The following is a 16287-nucleotide window of genomic DNA, read 5'->3' on the forward strand; positions in this document are numbered from 1 at the left end:
TCCTGACTTCCCGGCAGCTAAAACAACGGCGACGTCATGAACGTCGCCGTTGCAATGGCTTAATTGCTGACGCTGACGCCGTAGAAGGAATTCAAGCCGAATGGGCTGATCTTGAAGTCCTGCACGTTGGCGCGCATGGGTTGGTACACCGTCGAGTGAGCGATAGGTGTCATTGGGACTGCATCTTTGAGGACGTGTTGCGCCTGTTTGTACAGTTCGGTGCGCTTGGCCTGGTCGGTCGTGCGCTTGGCTTCTTTGACGAGGCCGTCGAACTTCTTGTCGCACCACTTGGAGAAGTTGTTGCCGCTGAGCGAGTCGCAGCCGAACAGCACGTTCAGCCAGTTGTCCGGATCACCATTGTCACCGCTCCAGCCAATGATCATGGCCTGGTTCTCGCCACCTTTGGAGCGCTTGATGTACTCGCCCCACTCGTAGCTGGTGATCTTCACGTTCAAACCGATCTTCTTCCAGTCGGACTGGAGCATTTCAGCCATCAGCTTGGCGTTCGGGTTGTACGGACGCTGAACCGGCATCGCCCACAGAACGATCTCGGTACCTTCCTTGACGCCAGCTTCCTTGAGCAGTTGCTTGGCTTTTTCAGGATCGTACTTGGCGTCCTTGATGGTGGTGTCGTAGGACCACTGGGTCGGCGGCATGGCGTTGACGGCCAACTGGCCAGCGCCCTGGTAAACCGAGTCGATGATCTGTGGCTTGTTCACTGCCATGTCCAGCGCCTGACGCACGCGCAGGTCAGCCAGCGGGTTTGGCTCGTTGCTGCCCTTGACCTTGTCCATCACGTTGTAGGCGATATAGCCCAGGTTGAAACCGGCCTGGTCAGGCATCTTCAGGGTCTTGTCGGCCTTGAGCGCCGCGAGATCCGCCGGACGCGGGAACAGAGTGACCTGGCACTCGTTCTTTTTCAGTTTCTGGATACGCACCGACGGGTCGGTGGTGATGGCGAAGATCAGGTTGTCGATCTTCACGTCCTCAGGTTTCCAGTAGTCCTTGTTGCCGGTGTAACGGATGTTCGAGTCTTTCTGGTAGCTCTTGAACACGAACGGGCCAGTGCCGATCGGCTTCTGGTTGATGTCGGCAGCCTTGCCTTCCTTGAGCAGCTGGGCAGCGTACTCGGCGGACTGGATCGAGGCGAAGCTCATGGCCATGTTCTGGATGAACGCGGCGTCAACCTGGGCGAGGGTGAACTTGACGGTGTGGTCGTCGACTTTATCGATCTTGGTGATGTTGGTGTCCATCCCCATGTCGGTGAAGTACGGGAATTCGGTCGGGTATGCCTTACGGAACGGGTCATCCTTGTTAATCATGCGATTAAAGGTGAACAGCACGTCGTCGGCGTTGAACTCACGAGTCGGCTTGAAATACGGGGTAGTGTGGAACTTGACGCCTTCACGCAGGTGGAAGGTGTAAGTCAGGCCGTCCGGGGAAATGTCCCAACTGGTGGCCAGGCCCGGGATAACGGCGGTGCCGCCACGCTCGAACTGGCTCAGACGGTTGAACATGGTTTCGGCTGAGGCGTCGAAGTCGGTTCCGGTGGTGTACTGGCCTGGATCAAAACCGGCCGGGCTCCCTTCGGAGCAGAACACCAGGTTAGTCGCAGCGGATGCGAAAGGTGCGGAGGCTAACAAGCCTGCGCCGACTAAAAACGGAATGACCGCGTGTTTAAGCATGTTGGCCTCATGATTTGTTGTCATTTTTTAATATTGAGGTACGACCTCGTGAGTCGTGCCTGCGGATACTTATGCAGGGGCCATACCCAATGCAAGATCCAGAGCGACTGCCGGCCTCAAAGCGTGGCACGAACGTACCTTAATGTCGCATTTGTATAATAGTTGACGCATTTGACCGTTTGCGGCCGTTTTTTACGGTGCAAATGGAGCCCCAAAACGGTGCATTGGTCACGTTGTGCGCGCCGCCTTGGGGCTCGGTGTTACTTATTTATACCCACGCCGTAGAAGGGCGTCAGGCCAAACGGGCTGATCTTGAAGTCAGTCACTTCCTTGCGCAGCGGCTGGAACACCGTGGAGTTGGCGATCGGGGTGATTGGCACCTGCTGTTTAAGGATCAATTGCGCCTGTTGATACAGTTTTACCCGTTGCGCCTTGTCGCTCGTCACCTTGGCCTGTTGCACCAGTTTGTCGTAGGCCGGGTCGCACCACTTGGCGTAGTTGCTGCCCTTGACCGCCGCGCAGCTGTAGAGCACGCCGAGCCAGTTGTCCGGGTCGCCGTTGTCACCTGTCCAGCCATAGATCATCGCGTCGTGTTCGCCATTTTTCGCGCGCTTGATGTACTCGCCCCATTCGTAGCTGACGATGTTGGCCTTGATGCCGATCTTGTCCCAATCCTGCTGGATCATCTGTGCCGACATCCGCGCATTCGGGTTGGAGGCGCGCTGCACGGTCATCGCCCAGAGATTGATGGTGGTGCCCGGTGCAACCCCGGCTTCCTTGAGTAGCGCCTTGGCTTTGACCGGGTCATACGGTGCGTCCTTGATGCTCGGGTCATACGACCATTGCGCCGGTGGCAAGGCGTTCTGCGCCAGTTGGCCGGCACTCTGGTAGACCGCTTTGATGATCGCCGGTTTGTCGATGGCCATGTCCAGCGCCTGGCGGACCTTGAGCTGATCGAGCGGTGGGTGGGTGGAGTTGTAGGCGAGGAAGCCGAGGTTGAAACCGGCCTGCTTGAGCACGCGCAGGTTCGGGTCCTTTTCCATCACTTCGATGTCGGCCGGGCGCGGGTAGCCGCTGACCTGGCATTCGCCGGTCTTGAGTTTCTGCAGGCGCACGGCGGCGTCGGGGGTGATCGAGAAGATCAGGTTGTCGATCTTCACGTCTTCGGGTTTCCAGTAGGCCTTGTTGGCGGCGTAGCGGATCTGCGAGTCCTTCTGGTAACGCTTGAACACGAACGGGCCGGTGCCCACCGGTTTCTGGTTGAGGTCGGCGGCTTTGCCTTCCTTTAGTAGCTGGGCGGCGTATTCGGCCGACTGCACCGAGGCGAAGCTCATGGCGAGGTTTTGCACGAATGCGGCGTCGACGTTATTGAGGTTGAAGCGCACGGTGTTGTCGTCGAGTTTTTCCACCGATTTGATCGTGGTGTTGAGGCCCATGTCGGTGAAGTAGGGGGACTCGGCGGGGTAGGCCTTGCGGAAGGCGTTATCCGGGTCGAGCAGGCGCTGAAAGGTGAACAGAACATCGTCAGCGTTGAAATCACGGGTTGGGGTGAAGTAGTCCGTGGTGTGGAATTTTACGTTTTGGCGCAGGTGGAAGGTGTATTGCAGGCCATCCTGGGAGACGTCCCATTTGGTCGCCAGGCCAGGCTCGATGTCGGTGCCGCCGCGCTGGAATTGGGTGAGGCGGTTGAAGACGGTTTCGGCGGAAGCGTCGAAGTCGGTGCCGCTGGTGTATTGGCTGGGGTCGAAGCCGGCCGGGCTGGCTTCGGAGCAGTAGACCAGGGTGGTGGCTGCGTGGGCTATGGGGGTGGTTGCGGCCAGGGCCAGGGAGATCAGGAGCGGTTTAAGGGTGGATCTTGGCATGGAGTCCCCGGGTAGATTGGCGGTAGTTGTATTTTCAGGGTAGCGGGGATTTGGGGGGCTTCGGAAATATCGTTTTTCTTGTTTGGGTGTCTATCTCGGTATATCTGGGGTGTGTGTACATATCCGTTGCTGCGGTAACGGCGGCTTGGGGTTGCGCCCTTACGGCGGGTGACTTTTTCCAGACGCCGAAAAAGTAACCAAAAAGGCTTGCTCCTGCGTGCGGCCCGCTCGCTGGGGCTCGGGGTCCCTTCGCTGCTCAGCCTGCCGACGTCGCCCGTGGATCAAGATCAAGAGCTGCAGCCGAGCTTGCGCTCATCCTGTTGAGTGGGGCGGCTGCGCCGCATGGGTTTAGACAAATCAAATCTGTGGGAGCCAGCCAGCCAGCTAGCCTGCCAGCCGACCAATCTCTAACAGACCACACGCAATCCCACTGTGGGAGCGGGCTTGCTCGCGAAGAGGCCCGCCCAGTCACCCAATAACATTGGCCTGTTTAACGTCGTTTCAAGTCACCAGAACCGTCCTACAAAAAATCGCCTCCAGTGGGGGGCTGGCCTGCAAGAATTGCTGTCGCCTATACCTGTCAGGTTTGACAGTAGATATACCGCGCCGATTGATTGAGCATGGTTCTGGCTTGTCGCTGAGCATGATGTGCGCCAGGCGCCTGGCTTTAACGGAACGCCAATCCTTATAAGGACACATACTCATGACTCCTGAACAAAAGAGCGATGCACAGCGACGTGGCTACGAAGTTCTACATGTCTCTGCGACCAGCGACTCCTGGTGGCAGGTTTACCGTAATGGAACGAAATTGGACGGTCAGCGGTTCGGGACGGAAGGCGAGGCCTGGCAGCACGCCGTCGATGTGATTTCGAGTGATCAATACAACCATTGATGCTCTGCTTCGCAGGGGCACCGCGTTATCGTTCTTCGCGAGCAGGCTCGCTCCCACAGGGGATTGCATTTCAAACTGTGGGAGCGGGCCTGCTCGCGACGGCGGCAGATCATTCAGTACAAAATCCGGGCACAAAAAAACCGGCGATCATTCACTGATCGCCGGTTTCTCATTCAGTCCACATCAAATCACTGCATCAGTACTTCGATCGAGCCATCGGCGGTCAGGCTGACCTGGCTGGTGCCCGCCTCAACGTCAGGCGTGACCGGTGCCGAATCCGCCATGCCGGCAGCCTTCATCATCATCGGGGCGCGCATGTACGGTTGTGGATAACCGTTGCTGTTGAGGTTCAGGTTGACGATTTTGTAGCCTTTGCCGCCCAGTGCATCGGTAGCCAGTTGGGCGCGGGCCTTGAAGGCGCTGACGGCTTCTTTGAGCAGTTTGTCTTCGCTGGCCTTGCGGGTCGGCTCGGCGATGGCGAAGTCCATGCCGCCCATTTTCAGGTCGGTCAGCAGTTCGCCGGTGAGTTTGGACAGGGCGGCGAAGTCGGCGCTTTCCAGGCGCAGTTCGGCGCGCTCACGCCAGCCGGTGATCTTCTGGCCCTTGGTGTCGTAGATCGGGTAGCTGTTGCGGCTGCCCTGGCGCAGGGTGATGTCCTTGACTTGCTTGGCCTGGGCCAGTGCCTTGTTCATGGTGGTGCTGACGTCGGCGGCGAGTTTGGCCGGGTCGGTGTTCTGCTCTTCGGTGTAGAGCGTCACGATCATCAGGTCGCGGGCCACTTCCTGGCTGACTTCGGCGCGCAGGGAAATCTGGTTGTAGTGCAGCTCATCGGCGGCCAGGGCCGGAAGGCTGGCGACACTGCCGACGGTCAGGGCGAGAAGGGCGGCGCTGCGGCGAAAGGTGTGCATGAAGGCTCCTTGAATAATGCGCAGGTGTTGATTCGTCCCTGCGTGAAACCATCAGACTCTAGCTTCTGTGATCCGGTTCGCCCAGTTACAACTTCTATACAGATCGCCGGAGCTGCTGCGCAGCCATTCGCGAGCAGGCTCACTCCAACAGGGGAAAGCATTTCAAAGGTGGGAGCGAGCCTGCTCGCGAAGGCGCCCTTATAGCTGCCGGAACTCTTTTCGCCATGTGGTCGTTTGCCGCACTTTCGCCTCTCAAGGCCGTGGCTTGGTTATACTCCGTGCGATCCGCCTGGAGCGCTCATCAGGAGAGCTCATGCTCGCCCCCGTACAACTGACTTCCGCCACTCGCCAGAACCTCTGGCGGCTGACCTTTATCCGCACTCTGGTGCTGGCCGCGCAGGCGGGCTCCGTGGGCCTGGCCTACTGGCTGCAACTGCTGCCGTTGCCGTGGGTGCAACTGGCAATGACCCTCGGCTGCTCGACGCTGCTGTGCGTCTTCACCGCCGTGCGCCTGCGCACTTCGTGGCCGGTGACCGAGCTTGAATATGCGCTGCAACTGGCCTGCGATCTGGTGATCCACAGTGCGCTGCTGTATTTCTCCGGCGGCTCGACCAATCCGTTCGTTTCCTATTATCTGGTACCCCTGACCATTGCGGCAGTGACGCTGCCATGGCGTTATTCGGTGGTTCTGTCCGGCATCGCGCTGGCGCTGTACACGGTGATGCTGACGCGTTTCTATCCGCTGGAAACCCTGCCGATCGCCCGTGAGAACCTGCAGGTGTACGGCATGTGGCTGAGCTTCGCCCTCGCGGCAGCGGTCATCACCTTCTTCGCCGCACGCATGGCCGAAGAGCTGCGCCGCCAGGAAGAGTTGCGGGCCATTCGCCGTGAAGAAGGCCTGCGCGATCAGCAGTTGCTCGCGGTCGCCACTCAGGCGGCCGGCGCCGCGCACGAACTGGGCACACCGCTGGCGACCATGAGCGTGTTGCTCAAGGAGATGCAGCAGGACCATCCCGACCCGATGCTGCAGGACGATCTGAAGGTGCTGCAGGATCAGGTCAAACTGTGCAAGGAAACCCTGCAACAACTGGTGCGCGCCGCCGAGGCCAACCGACGTCTGGCAGTAGAAATGCAGGATGTCACCCAATGGCTCGACGAGGCGCTGAACCGCTGGCACCTGATGCGTCCGGAAGCCAGTTACCGCTTCCACCGTCTCGGCCAGGGCAGCGTGCCGCGCATGGCGCCGCCGCCGGATCTGACCCAGGCGTTGCTCAATCTGTTGAACAATGCTGCCGACGCCTGCCCGGAAAACCTCCAGGTGACGCTGGACTGGGATGCGGAAAACCTCACCATCAGTATTCGTGACCACGGCGCCGGTGTGCCGCTGGCCATCGCCGAACAGATCGGCAAACCATTTTTTACCACCAAGGGCAAAGGTTTCGGCCTGGGCCTGTTTTTGAGCAAGGCCAGCGTGACACGTGCTGGCGGCTCAGTGAAACTCTATAGTCATGAGGAAGGCGGCACGCTCACCGAGCTGCGCCTGCCTCACGGCGCCCGAGGAGACCAACATGAGTGACGAAATCCAAGTCGAAGGCGAAGAACTGCCGCATTTGCTGCTGGTCGACGACGACGCGACCTTCACCCGAGTGATGGCCCGTGCCATGGCCCGCCGTGGCTTTCGCGTCAGCACCGCAGGTTCGGCCGAAGAAGGCCTGACCATCGCCCAGGCCGATCTGCCTGATTACGCCGCGCTGGACCTGAAAATGGACGGCGACTCCGGTCTGGTGCTGCTGCCCAAGCTGCTGGAGCTGGACCCGGAAATGCGCGTGGTGATCCTCACCGGCTATTCGAGCATTGCCACGGCGGTCGAAGCGATCAAGCGCGGCGCCTGCAACTACCTGTGCAAACCGGCCGACGCCGACGACGTACTGGCTGCGCTGCTCTCCGAACACGCCGACCTCGACAGTCTGGTGCCGGAAAACCCGATGTCGGTCGATCGCCTGCAATGGGAGCACATCCAGCGCGTGCTCACGGAGCATGAAGGCAACATCTCCGCCACTGCCCGCGCCCTGGGCATGCACCGCCGCACCCTGCAGCGCAAACTGCAGAAGCGCCCGGTTCGTCGCTGAACCTGCGCTGAACGGCCATCGCCAGCCCTCGCGATAAAACGCACCGATCAACTATGATCGGTGCGTGTCTGTTCTTTTCTTTATCGAGCCTTTTCCATGAATCAGAACGCTGAATATTCCGCGGTCAACGATGCTGTGCGCGGGCAGTTTTTTCGCAAGGTGTGGGGGATCATCACGCCCTACTGGCGCAGCGAAGAGAAGGGCAAGGCCTGGACATTGCTGATTGCAGTGATCGCGCTGTCGTTGCTCAGCGTGGGGATCTCGGTGTGGTTCAACACCTGGTACAAGGATTTCTACAACGCGCTGCAGAAGAAAGATGAAGCGGCTTTCTGGCAGCTGATTCTGTATTTCTGCGCAATTGCAGCGGTGGCGATTGTCGGTGCCGTGTACCGGCTTTATCTGACCCAGATGCTGACGATTCGCTGGCGGGCCTGGCTGACCGAAAAGCATTTCTCCCGTTGGCTAGCGGACAAGAACTACTACCAGCTGGAGCAGGGCGGTTATACCGATAACCCGGATCAGCGGATTTCCGAAGACCTCAACAACTTCACCTCCAACACCCTTGAGCTGGGGATCGGCCTGCTGCGCAATATCGTCAGCCTGGTGTCGTTCTCGATCATTCTGTGGGGTGTGTCGGGCAGTATCGAAGTCTATGGCATCACTATTCCCGGCTACATGTTCTGGTGCGTGCTGGTCTATGCGGTGGTGGGCAGCTGGCTGACGCACTTGATCGGTCGTCGCTTGATCGGCCTGAACAACCAACAACAACGCTTTGAAGCCGACCTGCGTTTTTCCATGGTGCGGATTCGCGAAAATGCCGAGAGCATCGCGTTGTATAACGGCGAACCGAACGAAAATCGTCGTTTGAGCGGTCGTTTCGGCAATGTCTGGCATAACTTCTGGGACATCATGAAAGTGTCCAAGCGTCTGACATTCTTCACCGCCGGTTACAGCCAGGCAGCCATCATCTTCCCGTTCATCGTGGCCTCGCCGCGTTACCTCGCCGGCAAGATCGAACTCGGTGAGCTGATGCAAATCAGCTCGGCATTCGGCAATGTCCAGGAGAGCTTCAGCTGGTTCATCAGTGCGTACCAGAACCTCGCCTCCTGGCGCGCTACCTGTGATCGTCTGCTGAGTTTCCGTCAGGCCATGACCGACAATGAAGACCGCAGCCCGGCCATCGATGTGCAGAATCAGGGCAGCGCGCTGAAAGTGCACAACCTTGGCCTGGACCTGGCCGACGGTCGTCACCTGCTGACCAATGCCGACATGACGGTGGAGCCAGGCGACCGGGTGATGCTCAGCGGCCGATCCGGCAGCGGCAAGTCCACTCTGTTGCGGGCGATGGGGCATTTGTGGCCCGCGGGCCACGGCAACATCCGCTTGCCGGCGGCGCGGTATCTGTTCCTGCCGCAGAAACCGTACCTGCCGATCGGCACCCTGCGCGAGGCGTTGAGTTATCCACAACCGGGCGACACTTACGCGCCGCAGCGTTACGTCGAGGTGCTGGAAACCTGCCGTCTGCCGCACCTGGTCGCGCGTCTGGATGAAGCCAATCACTGGCAGCGCATGCTGTCGCCGGGTGAGCAGCAACGCCTGGCCTTCGCCCGCGCGCTGCTCTACGCACCGCAATGGCTGTACATGGACGAAGCGACATCGGCGATGGATGAAGAGGATGAAGCGACGCTGTATCAGGCGCTGATCGATCAGTTGCCGGGGCTGAGCATTGTCAGCGTCGGCCATCGCAGCAGCCTCAAGCGTTTCCATCCGCGGCATGTGCGGATCGACAGCGGGCATCTGGTCGAACAGGCCGTGACCGCCTGATCACCACCATGCCTCTGTAGGAGTGAGCCTGCTCGCGATAGCGGCGCAACAGTCGACATCTTTGTTGAATGTGAAACCGCAATCGCGAGCAGGCTCACTCCTGCAAGGAGCGCTGTTGTGACTCGACAGTGATCGTACAACCCGCCTGCGCTATGATGCGAACCAAGCCGAATTTTCGAGACCAGACGTTGACCATGGAAAACCCGATCGACACCCCTCGCCTCCCGCGCAAGCGCCGCAGCCTGGCTCAGGAGCTGGTGACGGTGCTGACCGAGCAGATCCGCGACGGTCTGCTCAAGCGTGGCGACAAGCTGCCCACTGAGTCGGCGATCATGCAGGAGCATGGTGTCAGCCGCACCGTGGTGCGCGAGGCAATTTCCCGTTTGCAGGCTGCAGGCCAGGTGGAAACCCGTCATGGTATCGGCACGTTTGTGCTGGATACGCCAAGCCCCAGCGGCTTTCGCATCGACCCGGCCACGGTGGTCACCCTGCGCGACGTGCTGGCGATTCTGGAATTGCGCATCAGCCTGGAAGTGGAGTCCGCCGGCCTTGCCGCGCAACGTCGCAGCCCCGAGCAACTGGCGACCATGCGCGCGGCCCTCGATGCGCTGAACGACAGCGTCGCGCACGCCAGTGATGCGGTGGCGTCGGACTTCGCCTTTCACCTGGAAATCGCCCTGTCCACCGGCAACCGTTACTTCACTGACATCATGACTCACCTGGGCACCAGCATCATTCCGCGTACGCGGCTGAATTCGGCGCGGCTGGCCCATGATGATCAGCAGCACTACATGAACCGCCTGAGCCGTGAGCACGAGGAAATCTACGAGGCAATTGCCCGCCAGGATTCCGATGCGGCGCGGGCGGCGATGCGTCTGCACCTGACCAATAGCCGTGAACGGTTACGTCAGGCGCATGAAGAGGCGCAGGCGCAGCGGGGTTGAGTTTGCAGATCTGAGTCATGTGTTGCTGATACACCGCCTTCGCGAGCGAGCCCGCTCCCACTTTGGACTCTCGGCGACCCCAGATTGTGGGAGGCAGCCGAGATTCAATGCAGGATTTTGCAGATCTGAGTCATGTGTTGCTGATACACCGCCTTCGCGAGCAAGCCCGCTCCCACTTTGGACTCTCGGCGACCCCAGATTGTGGGAGGCAGCCGAGATTCAATGCAGGAGTTTGCAGATCTGAGCCATGTGTTGCTGATACACCGCCTTCGCGAGCAAGCCCGCTCCCACTTTGGACTCTCGGCGACCCCAGATTGTGGGAAGTAGTTGAGATTCAAAGCGAGCAAGCCCGCTTTCACTTTGGAATGCATTTCAAGTGTGGGAGCGGGCTTGCTCGCGAAGGGGCCGGTGAGTTCAGCGCGGCAATATCGAACGATCCACCCTCACTGCCAGTTTCGCGTTACCAGGCTTGGCAGCAAACGCCACTTCTCCCGATTTATCCACAACCCCTCGCGCAATCGGCTTGCCGTCGGCCAGCAACTCCAGCGGTGCACCTTGCAGCGACTGGCCCGACGCCAGTTCCAGTTTCAATTTGATCGTCATGGTGATTCTCCTTAATTGACGTTACCGGTCGGGTGGTAGTCCTTGAGCAGCAGGTACGTGCTCCAGCCCCACCAGTCGTCGATGGTGGCGGTATCGTTGAGGTTGTTCACGTCTTTGCGCCGCAGCACCTTGCCGCCCTCGACGCGGAACAGCGGCGAGAAGTTGCCGGAAAGATTCAGTACCGCCGTCAGGTCCGGCAGCCGTTGCAGCGCGGCGAACGCCGAAGGCGCGGGCACGTTGCCGCTGAGGTAGGCGGCGAAGATCTCATCCGCCGAGGCCTGCACCGCCAGATTGACCTGGGTGCGGTTGTCCGCATCACTGGCCTCGAAGTAGCGTTTGTCACCATAGGCGCGCCATTGATCGCCATGAGCATTGCGCACCTTGAGGCCGAATTTGCTGTCTTCGTCGTGCATGAAACGAGTCACCAGCGAGCCGAGATCGCTCGGGGTCACCACCGCGGCCATCTCTTTGCGTGGCACGCGCAGGTGGCCGGAGGAGAACAGGTCGGTGAGGAAGTGGTCGGCGAACGCGTTCATTGCGTAGGCCCGTTCCAGTTGTTGTTCATCGTGATTGGCGCGGGCCGCGACGGCGGTCTGCAATGCAGCGGTATGGCCGGCGATGTAAGCCAGTTTTGCCCATTCGCCGAAGTGATCGGCGTTGTTCGCCGCCAGTTTCAGGTAACGCCCAAGGGGGAACAGCGCGGAGACGAAACTGCCGCCGCCGGTGAGTTTGTTCCACTCTTCGGACAACGTATCTCCCAGTGCATCGTAGGCTTCGTGCGGTTGTTTGCCATCCTTGATCGCCTGTTTAACTGCGTCGATCTCTTTTTGCATGACCGCGAGGATCTGCGGCGCCTCGGCGCGGGAGGCCGGCAGCACCGCGAGGGAATCGAATGCAGCGTTGAAGCGGTTCAGGCGATCGGCCGGGGTCGCACCTTCGTTGATCGGCCGGTCGACCACGGCGTAGAAATCTCCGGCCAGCGCCACGACCTGGCCGTAAGTCAGGGCGAGGCCGTTAGGCAAGTGCAATTGCACATTTTGCGCGCGGATCGGTTCGGCGTTTTCGACGAAGCGCAGCAGTGTGTTGTCGCCAATGGCCGTGTGCTCGCCGCCTTCGAAGCGTAATTGCGGTTTGCCTTTGAACGGTTTGCCCGGTACGGCGGTGGCCGGTTCGACATCGCTGTGAGCATCGGCAATGTGCAGCACCAGATGCGGGTTGTCGGCGCTGAAGTGGATGCCGGTTGGGGTGAACAGATCATCGAAACGGGCGATAACCGGCTTGGGTCTTTCCTGTGGTTTGGGGTGCAGTCCGGACATTTCTTTCTCCTTGATATGTCGTCGGTGGATTCAATTTAACTGTATATACATACAGCTAAATCGATCCTAGACGAGATTTTTCCTACGTCAAGAAAGAATCTTGTCTGACAAAAAATGCCGGGCGACGATGAAATGCAGTTGACGGTTATTTTTTAGGTTGTACGATGACCTACAACTTCAGCGCTGGCTGAACGATAAAACTCACAAGAAATGTTGCTACCCAGGGTGTTCGAAAAATGAATCCACAAGAACTGAAGTCCATCCTCTCCGCCGGTCTGCTGTCGTTCCCGGTCACCGATTTCAACGCCCAGGGCGATTTCCACCGCGCCGGTTACATCAAGCGTCTGGAATGGCTGGCCCCGTACGGTGCTTCGGCCTTGTTCGCGGCGGGCGGCACTGGCGAATTCTTCTCCCTGGCGGCCAGCGAGTATTCGCAAATCATCAAGACCGCGGTCGATACTTGCGCCACCAGCGTGCCGATTCTGGCCGGTGTCGGCGGTTCGACCCGGCAGGCCATCGAGTACGCACAGGAAGCCGAGCGCCTGGGCGCCAAAGGTTTGCTGCTGCTGCCGCACTACCTCACCGAAGCCAGCCAGGACGGCGTTGCCGCCCACGTTGAAGCGGTGTGCAAATCGGTGAACATCGGCGTGGTGGTCTACAACCGCAACGTCTGCCGTCTGAACGCGGCGCTGCTGGAACGTCTGGCCGAGCGCTGCCCGAACCTGATCGGTTACAAGGACGGCCTGGGCGATATCGAGTTGATGGTGTCGATCCGTCGTCGCTTGGGTGACCGCTTCAGCTACCTCGGCGGCCTGCCGACCGCTGAAGTCTATGCCGCCGCGTACAAGGCCCTCGGCGTGCCGGTTTACTCGTCGGCGGTGTTCAACTTCATCCCGAAAACCGCGATGGACTTCTACCACGCGATTGCCCGTGAAGATCACGCCACCGTCGGCAAGATCATCGACGACTTCTTCCTGCCGTACCTCGACATCCGCAATCGCAAGGCCGGCTACGCCGTGAGCATCGTCAAGGCCGGGGCAAAAATTGCCGGCTATGACGCAGGCCCGGTGCGGGCGCCGCTGACTGACCTGACCGGCGAAGAGTACGAAATGCTCGCCGCGCTGATCGACAAACAAGGCGCGCAATAACACCGACCCACAAGGCCGCTGAGCAATCAGCGGCTTTTGCGTACAGAGGAGAATGTTCTGTGGCTGATTCCAAGCGTTACGACAACTACATCAACGGTGAATGGGTCGCCGGTGCCGATTACTCGGCCAACATCAACCCGTCCGAGTTGAGCGACACCATTGGCGACTACGCCAAGGCTGACCTGACTCAGGTGCACGCGGCCATCGATGCTGCGCGTGCGGCGTTCCCGGCCTGGTCGGTCTCGGGCATTCAGGCCCGTCACGATGCGCTGGATAAAGTCGGCACGGAAATCCTCGCCCGTCGCGAAGAACTTGGCACTTTGCTGGCCCGGGAGGAGGGCAAGACTCTGCCCGAAGCCATCGGCGAAGTGACCCGCGCCGGCAACATCTTCAAATTTTTCGCCGGTGAATGCCTGCGTCTGTCCGGCGACTACGTGCCGTCGGTGCGCCCCGGCGTTAACGTTGAAGTGACCCGCGAAGCCCTTGGCGTGGTCGGCCTGATCACCCCGTGGAATTTCCCGATGGCGATCCCGGCATGGAAAATCGCTCCGGCCCTGGCCTACGGCAATTGCGTGGTACTGAAACCAGCGGATCTGGTGCCGGGTTGCGCCTGGGCGCTGGCCGAAATCATCTCTCGCGCAGGCTTCCCCGCCGGCGTGTTCAACCTGGTGATGGGCAGCGGTCGGGTGGTGGGGGAAGCGCTGGTCAACAGCCCGAAAGTCGACGGCATCAGCTTCACCGGTTCGGTGGGCGTGGGCCGGCAGATCGCGGTCAACTGCGTCTCGCGCCAAGCCAAGGTGCAGCTGGAAATGGGCGGCAAGAACCCGCAGATCATTCTCGACGACGCTGACCTCAAACAAGCGGTCGAGCTGTCGGTGCAGAGCGCGTTCTACTCCACCGGCCAGCGTTGCACGGCGTCGAGCCGCTTGATCGTCACCGCCGGGATTCACGACAAGTTTGTCGAAGCGATGGCTGAGCGCATGCAGTCGATCAAGGTCGGCCACGCGCTGAAGTCCGGCACCGACATCGGTCCGGTGGTCTCGCAGGCGCAGCTGGAACAGGACTTGAAGTACATCGACATCGGCCAGAGCGAAGGTGCGCGCGTGGTCAGCGGTGGTGGTCTGGTGACCTGCGACACCGAAGGCTACTTCCTCGCGCCAACGTTGTTTGCCGACAGCGAAGCGTCGATGCGCATCAGCCGTGAAGAGATCTTCGGCCCGGTGGCCAACATTGTTCGCGTCGCCGATTACGACGCTGCGCTGGCGATGGCCAACGACACCGAGTTCGGCTTGTCGGCCGGTATCGCCACCACCTCGCTGAAATACGCCAACCACTTCAAGCGTCATTCCCAGGCCGGGATGGTGATGGTCAACCTGCCGACGGCCGGTGTCGATTACCACGTTCCGTTCGGTGGCCGTAAGGGTTCATCCTATGGCTCACGTGAGCAAGGCCGCTATGCGCAAGAGTTCTACACGGTTGTGAAAACTGCCTACATCGGCTCCTGATAGCTGCAATAGCTGTGGGGGCTGGCTTGCAGCCCCCACAGATGACAGACCCAAGAAGATTCACCCGCGCATAAAAATAATCAGTGGGAGTACATCTACATGCAATCGTCCAAGCCGACTCACGTCCGCTATTTGATCCTGCTCATGTTGTTCCTGGTGACCACGATCAACTACGCCGACCGCGCGACCATCGCCATCGCCGGTTCCAGCCTGCAAAAAGACCTCGGTATCGACGCGGTCACCCTCGGTTATATCTTCTCTGCATTCGGCTGGGCCTACGTCGCCGGGCAGATTCCCGGTGGCTGGCTGCTCGATCGCTTCGGCTCGAAAAAAGTCTATGCCCTGAGCATCTTCTGCTGGTCACTGTTCACCGTGCTGCAAGGTTTTGTCGGTGAGTTCGGCATGTCCACGGCGATTGTCGCGCTGTTCATGCTGCGCTTTCTGGTGGGCCTGGCCGAAGCGCCATCGTTCCCCGGTAACGCGCGTATTGTCGCCGCCTGGTTCCCGACCGCAGAACGTGGCACCGCCTCGGCGATCTTCAATTCGGCGCAATACTTCGCCACCGTGCTGTTCGCTCCGCTGATGGGCTGGATCGTCTACACCTTCGGCTGGGAACACGTGTTCATCGTCATGGGCGTGTTCGGCATCGTCTTCTCGCTGATCTGGCTGAAGGTTATCCACAGCCCGCGTCAACATCCTATGGCCAACGACGCCGAAGTTCAGTTCATCGCTGACAACGGCGGCATGGTCAACATGGACCAGAAACAAGGCAAAAAGTCTGATGGACCGAAGTGGGACTACATCCGTCAGTTGCTGACCAACCGCATGATGCTCGGCGTGTATCTGGGCCAGTACTGCATCAACGGCATTACCTATTTTTTCCTGACCTGGTTCCCGGTGTACCTGGTGCAGGAGCGCGGCATGACCATTCTCAAAGCCGGTTTCATTGCTTCGCTGCCGGCAATCTGCGGTTTCATCGGTGGCGTGCTCGGCGGGGTGATTTCCGATTACCTGCTGCGCAAGGGCCATTCGCTGACCTTCGCTCGCAAGGCGCCAATCATTGGTGGCTTGCTGGTGTCGAGCAGTATTGTCGCCTGCAACTATGTTGATATCGAATGGATGGTGGTCGGCTTCATGGCCCTGGCCTTCTTCGGCAAAGGCGTCGGTGCGCTGGGCTGGGCGGTGGTTTCCGACACGTCGCCGAAGCAGATCGCCGGCCTTAGTGGTGGTCTGTTCAACATGTTCGGCAACATCGCGTCGATCACCACACCGATCGTTATTGGCTACATCATCAGCTCCACCGGTTCGTTCAAATGGGCGCTGGTGTTTGTTGGCGCCAACGCCCTGGTCGCGGTGTTCAGCTATCTGGTAATCGTCGGTCCGATCAAACGGGTGGTGCTCAAAGAGCCGCCAACCAACGGTGGTTCTGAAATCACCGGCAAATTGTCTCAAGCGCATTCCTGAGGAGCGG

13 protein-coding genes are annotated in these 16287 nt (G+C 59.7%); 8 read left to right on the forward strand and 5 right to left on the reverse strand.

The features are described from left to right. Window positions 1–59: 59 nt before the first annotated feature. Together AC0J41_RS02400 and AC0J41_RS02405 are read right to left on the reverse strand one after the other, a co-directional pair. Window positions 60–1685 (reverse strand): ABC transporter substrate-binding protein, encoded by a 1626-nt coding sequence (locus tag AC0J41_RS02400; protein WP_473014469.1) that lies wholly within the window; start codon window positions 1683–1685, stop codon window positions 60–62. A 260-nt stretch (window positions 1686–1945) separates the two neighbouring features. Further along, a complete protein-coding gene (locus AC0J41_RS02405; RefSeq protein ID WP_473014470.1) occupies window positions 1946–3547 on the reverse strand; it encodes an ABC transporter substrate-binding protein in 1602 nt (533 codons plus the stop codon). A gap of 703 nt (window positions 3548–4250) precedes the next feature. On the opposite strand from AC0J41_RS02405, the gene AC0J41_RS02410 reads away from it, so the two are divergent. Next, window positions 4251–4439 carry a hypothetical protein gene (locus tag AC0J41_RS02410; protein WP_025109491.1) on the forward strand — a complete coding sequence of 63 codons (189 nt, stop codon included), beginning with the start codon at window positions 4251–4253 and terminating at the stop codon, window positions 4437–4439. Between the two features lie 188 nt (window positions 4440–4627). Here the strand turns inward: AC0J41_RS02410 and AC0J41_RS02415 are convergent, their stop codons facing one another. Next, a complete protein-coding gene (locus tag AC0J41_RS02415; RefSeq protein WP_025109490.1) occupies window positions 4628–5347 on the reverse strand; it encodes an SIMPL domain-containing protein in 720 nt (239 codons plus the stop codon). Window positions 5348–5660: 313 nt separating this feature from the next. On the opposite strand from AC0J41_RS02415, the gene AC0J41_RS02420 reads away from it, so the two are divergent. The 4 genes from AC0J41_RS02420 to AC0J41_RS02435 all read left to right on the forward strand — a co-directional run bounded on the left by AC0J41_RS02420 (window position 5661) and on the right by AC0J41_RS02435 (window position 10244). Further along, entirely contained in the window at window positions 5661–6923 is a 1263-nt protein-coding gene (locus AC0J41_RS02420) for an ATP-binding protein (protein WP_025109489.1), read from the forward strand. After that, window positions 6916–7476, forward strand: coding sequence for a response regulator transcription factor (locus AC0J41_RS02425; protein WP_003221630.1), 561 nt, complete (start codon window positions 6916–6918; stop codon window positions 7474–7476). Before AC0J41_RS02420 ends, AC0J41_RS02425 begins: the two co-directional genes overlap by 8 nt. A gap of 96 nt (window positions 7477–7572) precedes the next feature. Continuing rightward, window positions 7573–9300, forward strand: a complete 1728-nt coding sequence (locus AC0J41_RS02430; protein WP_025109488.1) for an ABC transporter ATP-binding protein/permease — start codon at window positions 7573–7575, stop codon at window positions 9298–9300. A 194-nt stretch (window positions 9301–9494) separates the two neighbouring features. Continuing rightward, window positions 9495–10244, forward strand: coding sequence for a FadR/GntR family transcriptional regulator (locus AC0J41_RS02435; protein WP_024164483.1), 750 nt, complete (start codon window positions 9495–9497; stop codon window positions 10242–10244). Between the two features lie 414 nt (window positions 10245–10658). Here AC0J41_RS02435 and AC0J41_RS02440 read toward each other — a convergent pair whose 3' ends face one another. Together AC0J41_RS02440 and AC0J41_RS02445 are read right to left on the reverse strand one after the other, a co-directional pair. Continuing rightward, window positions 10659–10847 carry a hypothetical protein gene (locus AC0J41_RS02440; protein WP_025109486.1) on the reverse strand — a complete coding sequence of 63 codons (189 nt, stop codon included), beginning with the start codon at window positions 10845–10847 and terminating at the stop codon, window positions 10659–10661. Window positions 10848–10858: 11 nt separating this feature from the next. Continuing rightward, the gene (locus AC0J41_RS02445) at window positions 10859–12163 is read right to left on the reverse strand and encodes a phospholipase (RefSeq protein WP_473014471.1); all 1305 of its coding nucleotides are present in this window, start codon (window positions 12161–12163) and stop codon (window positions 10859–10861) included. A 236-nt stretch (window positions 12164–12399) separates the two neighbouring features. On the opposite strand from AC0J41_RS02445, the gene kdgD reads away from it, so the two are divergent. The 3 genes from kdgD (at window position 12400) to AC0J41_RS02460 (ending at window position 16280) form a co-directional block, all read left to right on the forward strand. Continuing rightward, window positions 12400–13311, forward strand: a complete 912-nt coding sequence (kdgD, locus tag AC0J41_RS02450; RefSeq protein ID WP_473014472.1) for a 5-dehydro-4-deoxyglucarate dehydratase — start codon at window positions 12400–12402, stop codon at window positions 13309–13311. A gap of 59 nt (window positions 13312–13370) precedes the next feature. Continuing rightward, complete coding sequence (locus AC0J41_RS02455) at window positions 13371–14816, forward strand: aldehyde dehydrogenase family protein (protein ID WP_473014473.1); 1446 nt, start codon at window positions 13371–13373, stop codon at window positions 14814–14816. 99 nt (window positions 14817–14915) lie between these two features. Further along, on the forward strand, window positions 14916–16280 hold the full coding sequence (locus AC0J41_RS02460; RefSeq protein ID WP_473014474.1) for an MFS transporter: 1365 nt from the start codon (window positions 14916–14918) through the stop codon (window positions 16278–16280). Window positions 16281–16287: the final 7 nt, after the last annotated feature.

Source organism: Pseudomonas sp. Arb-4-2C (genome assembly GCF_055755015.1).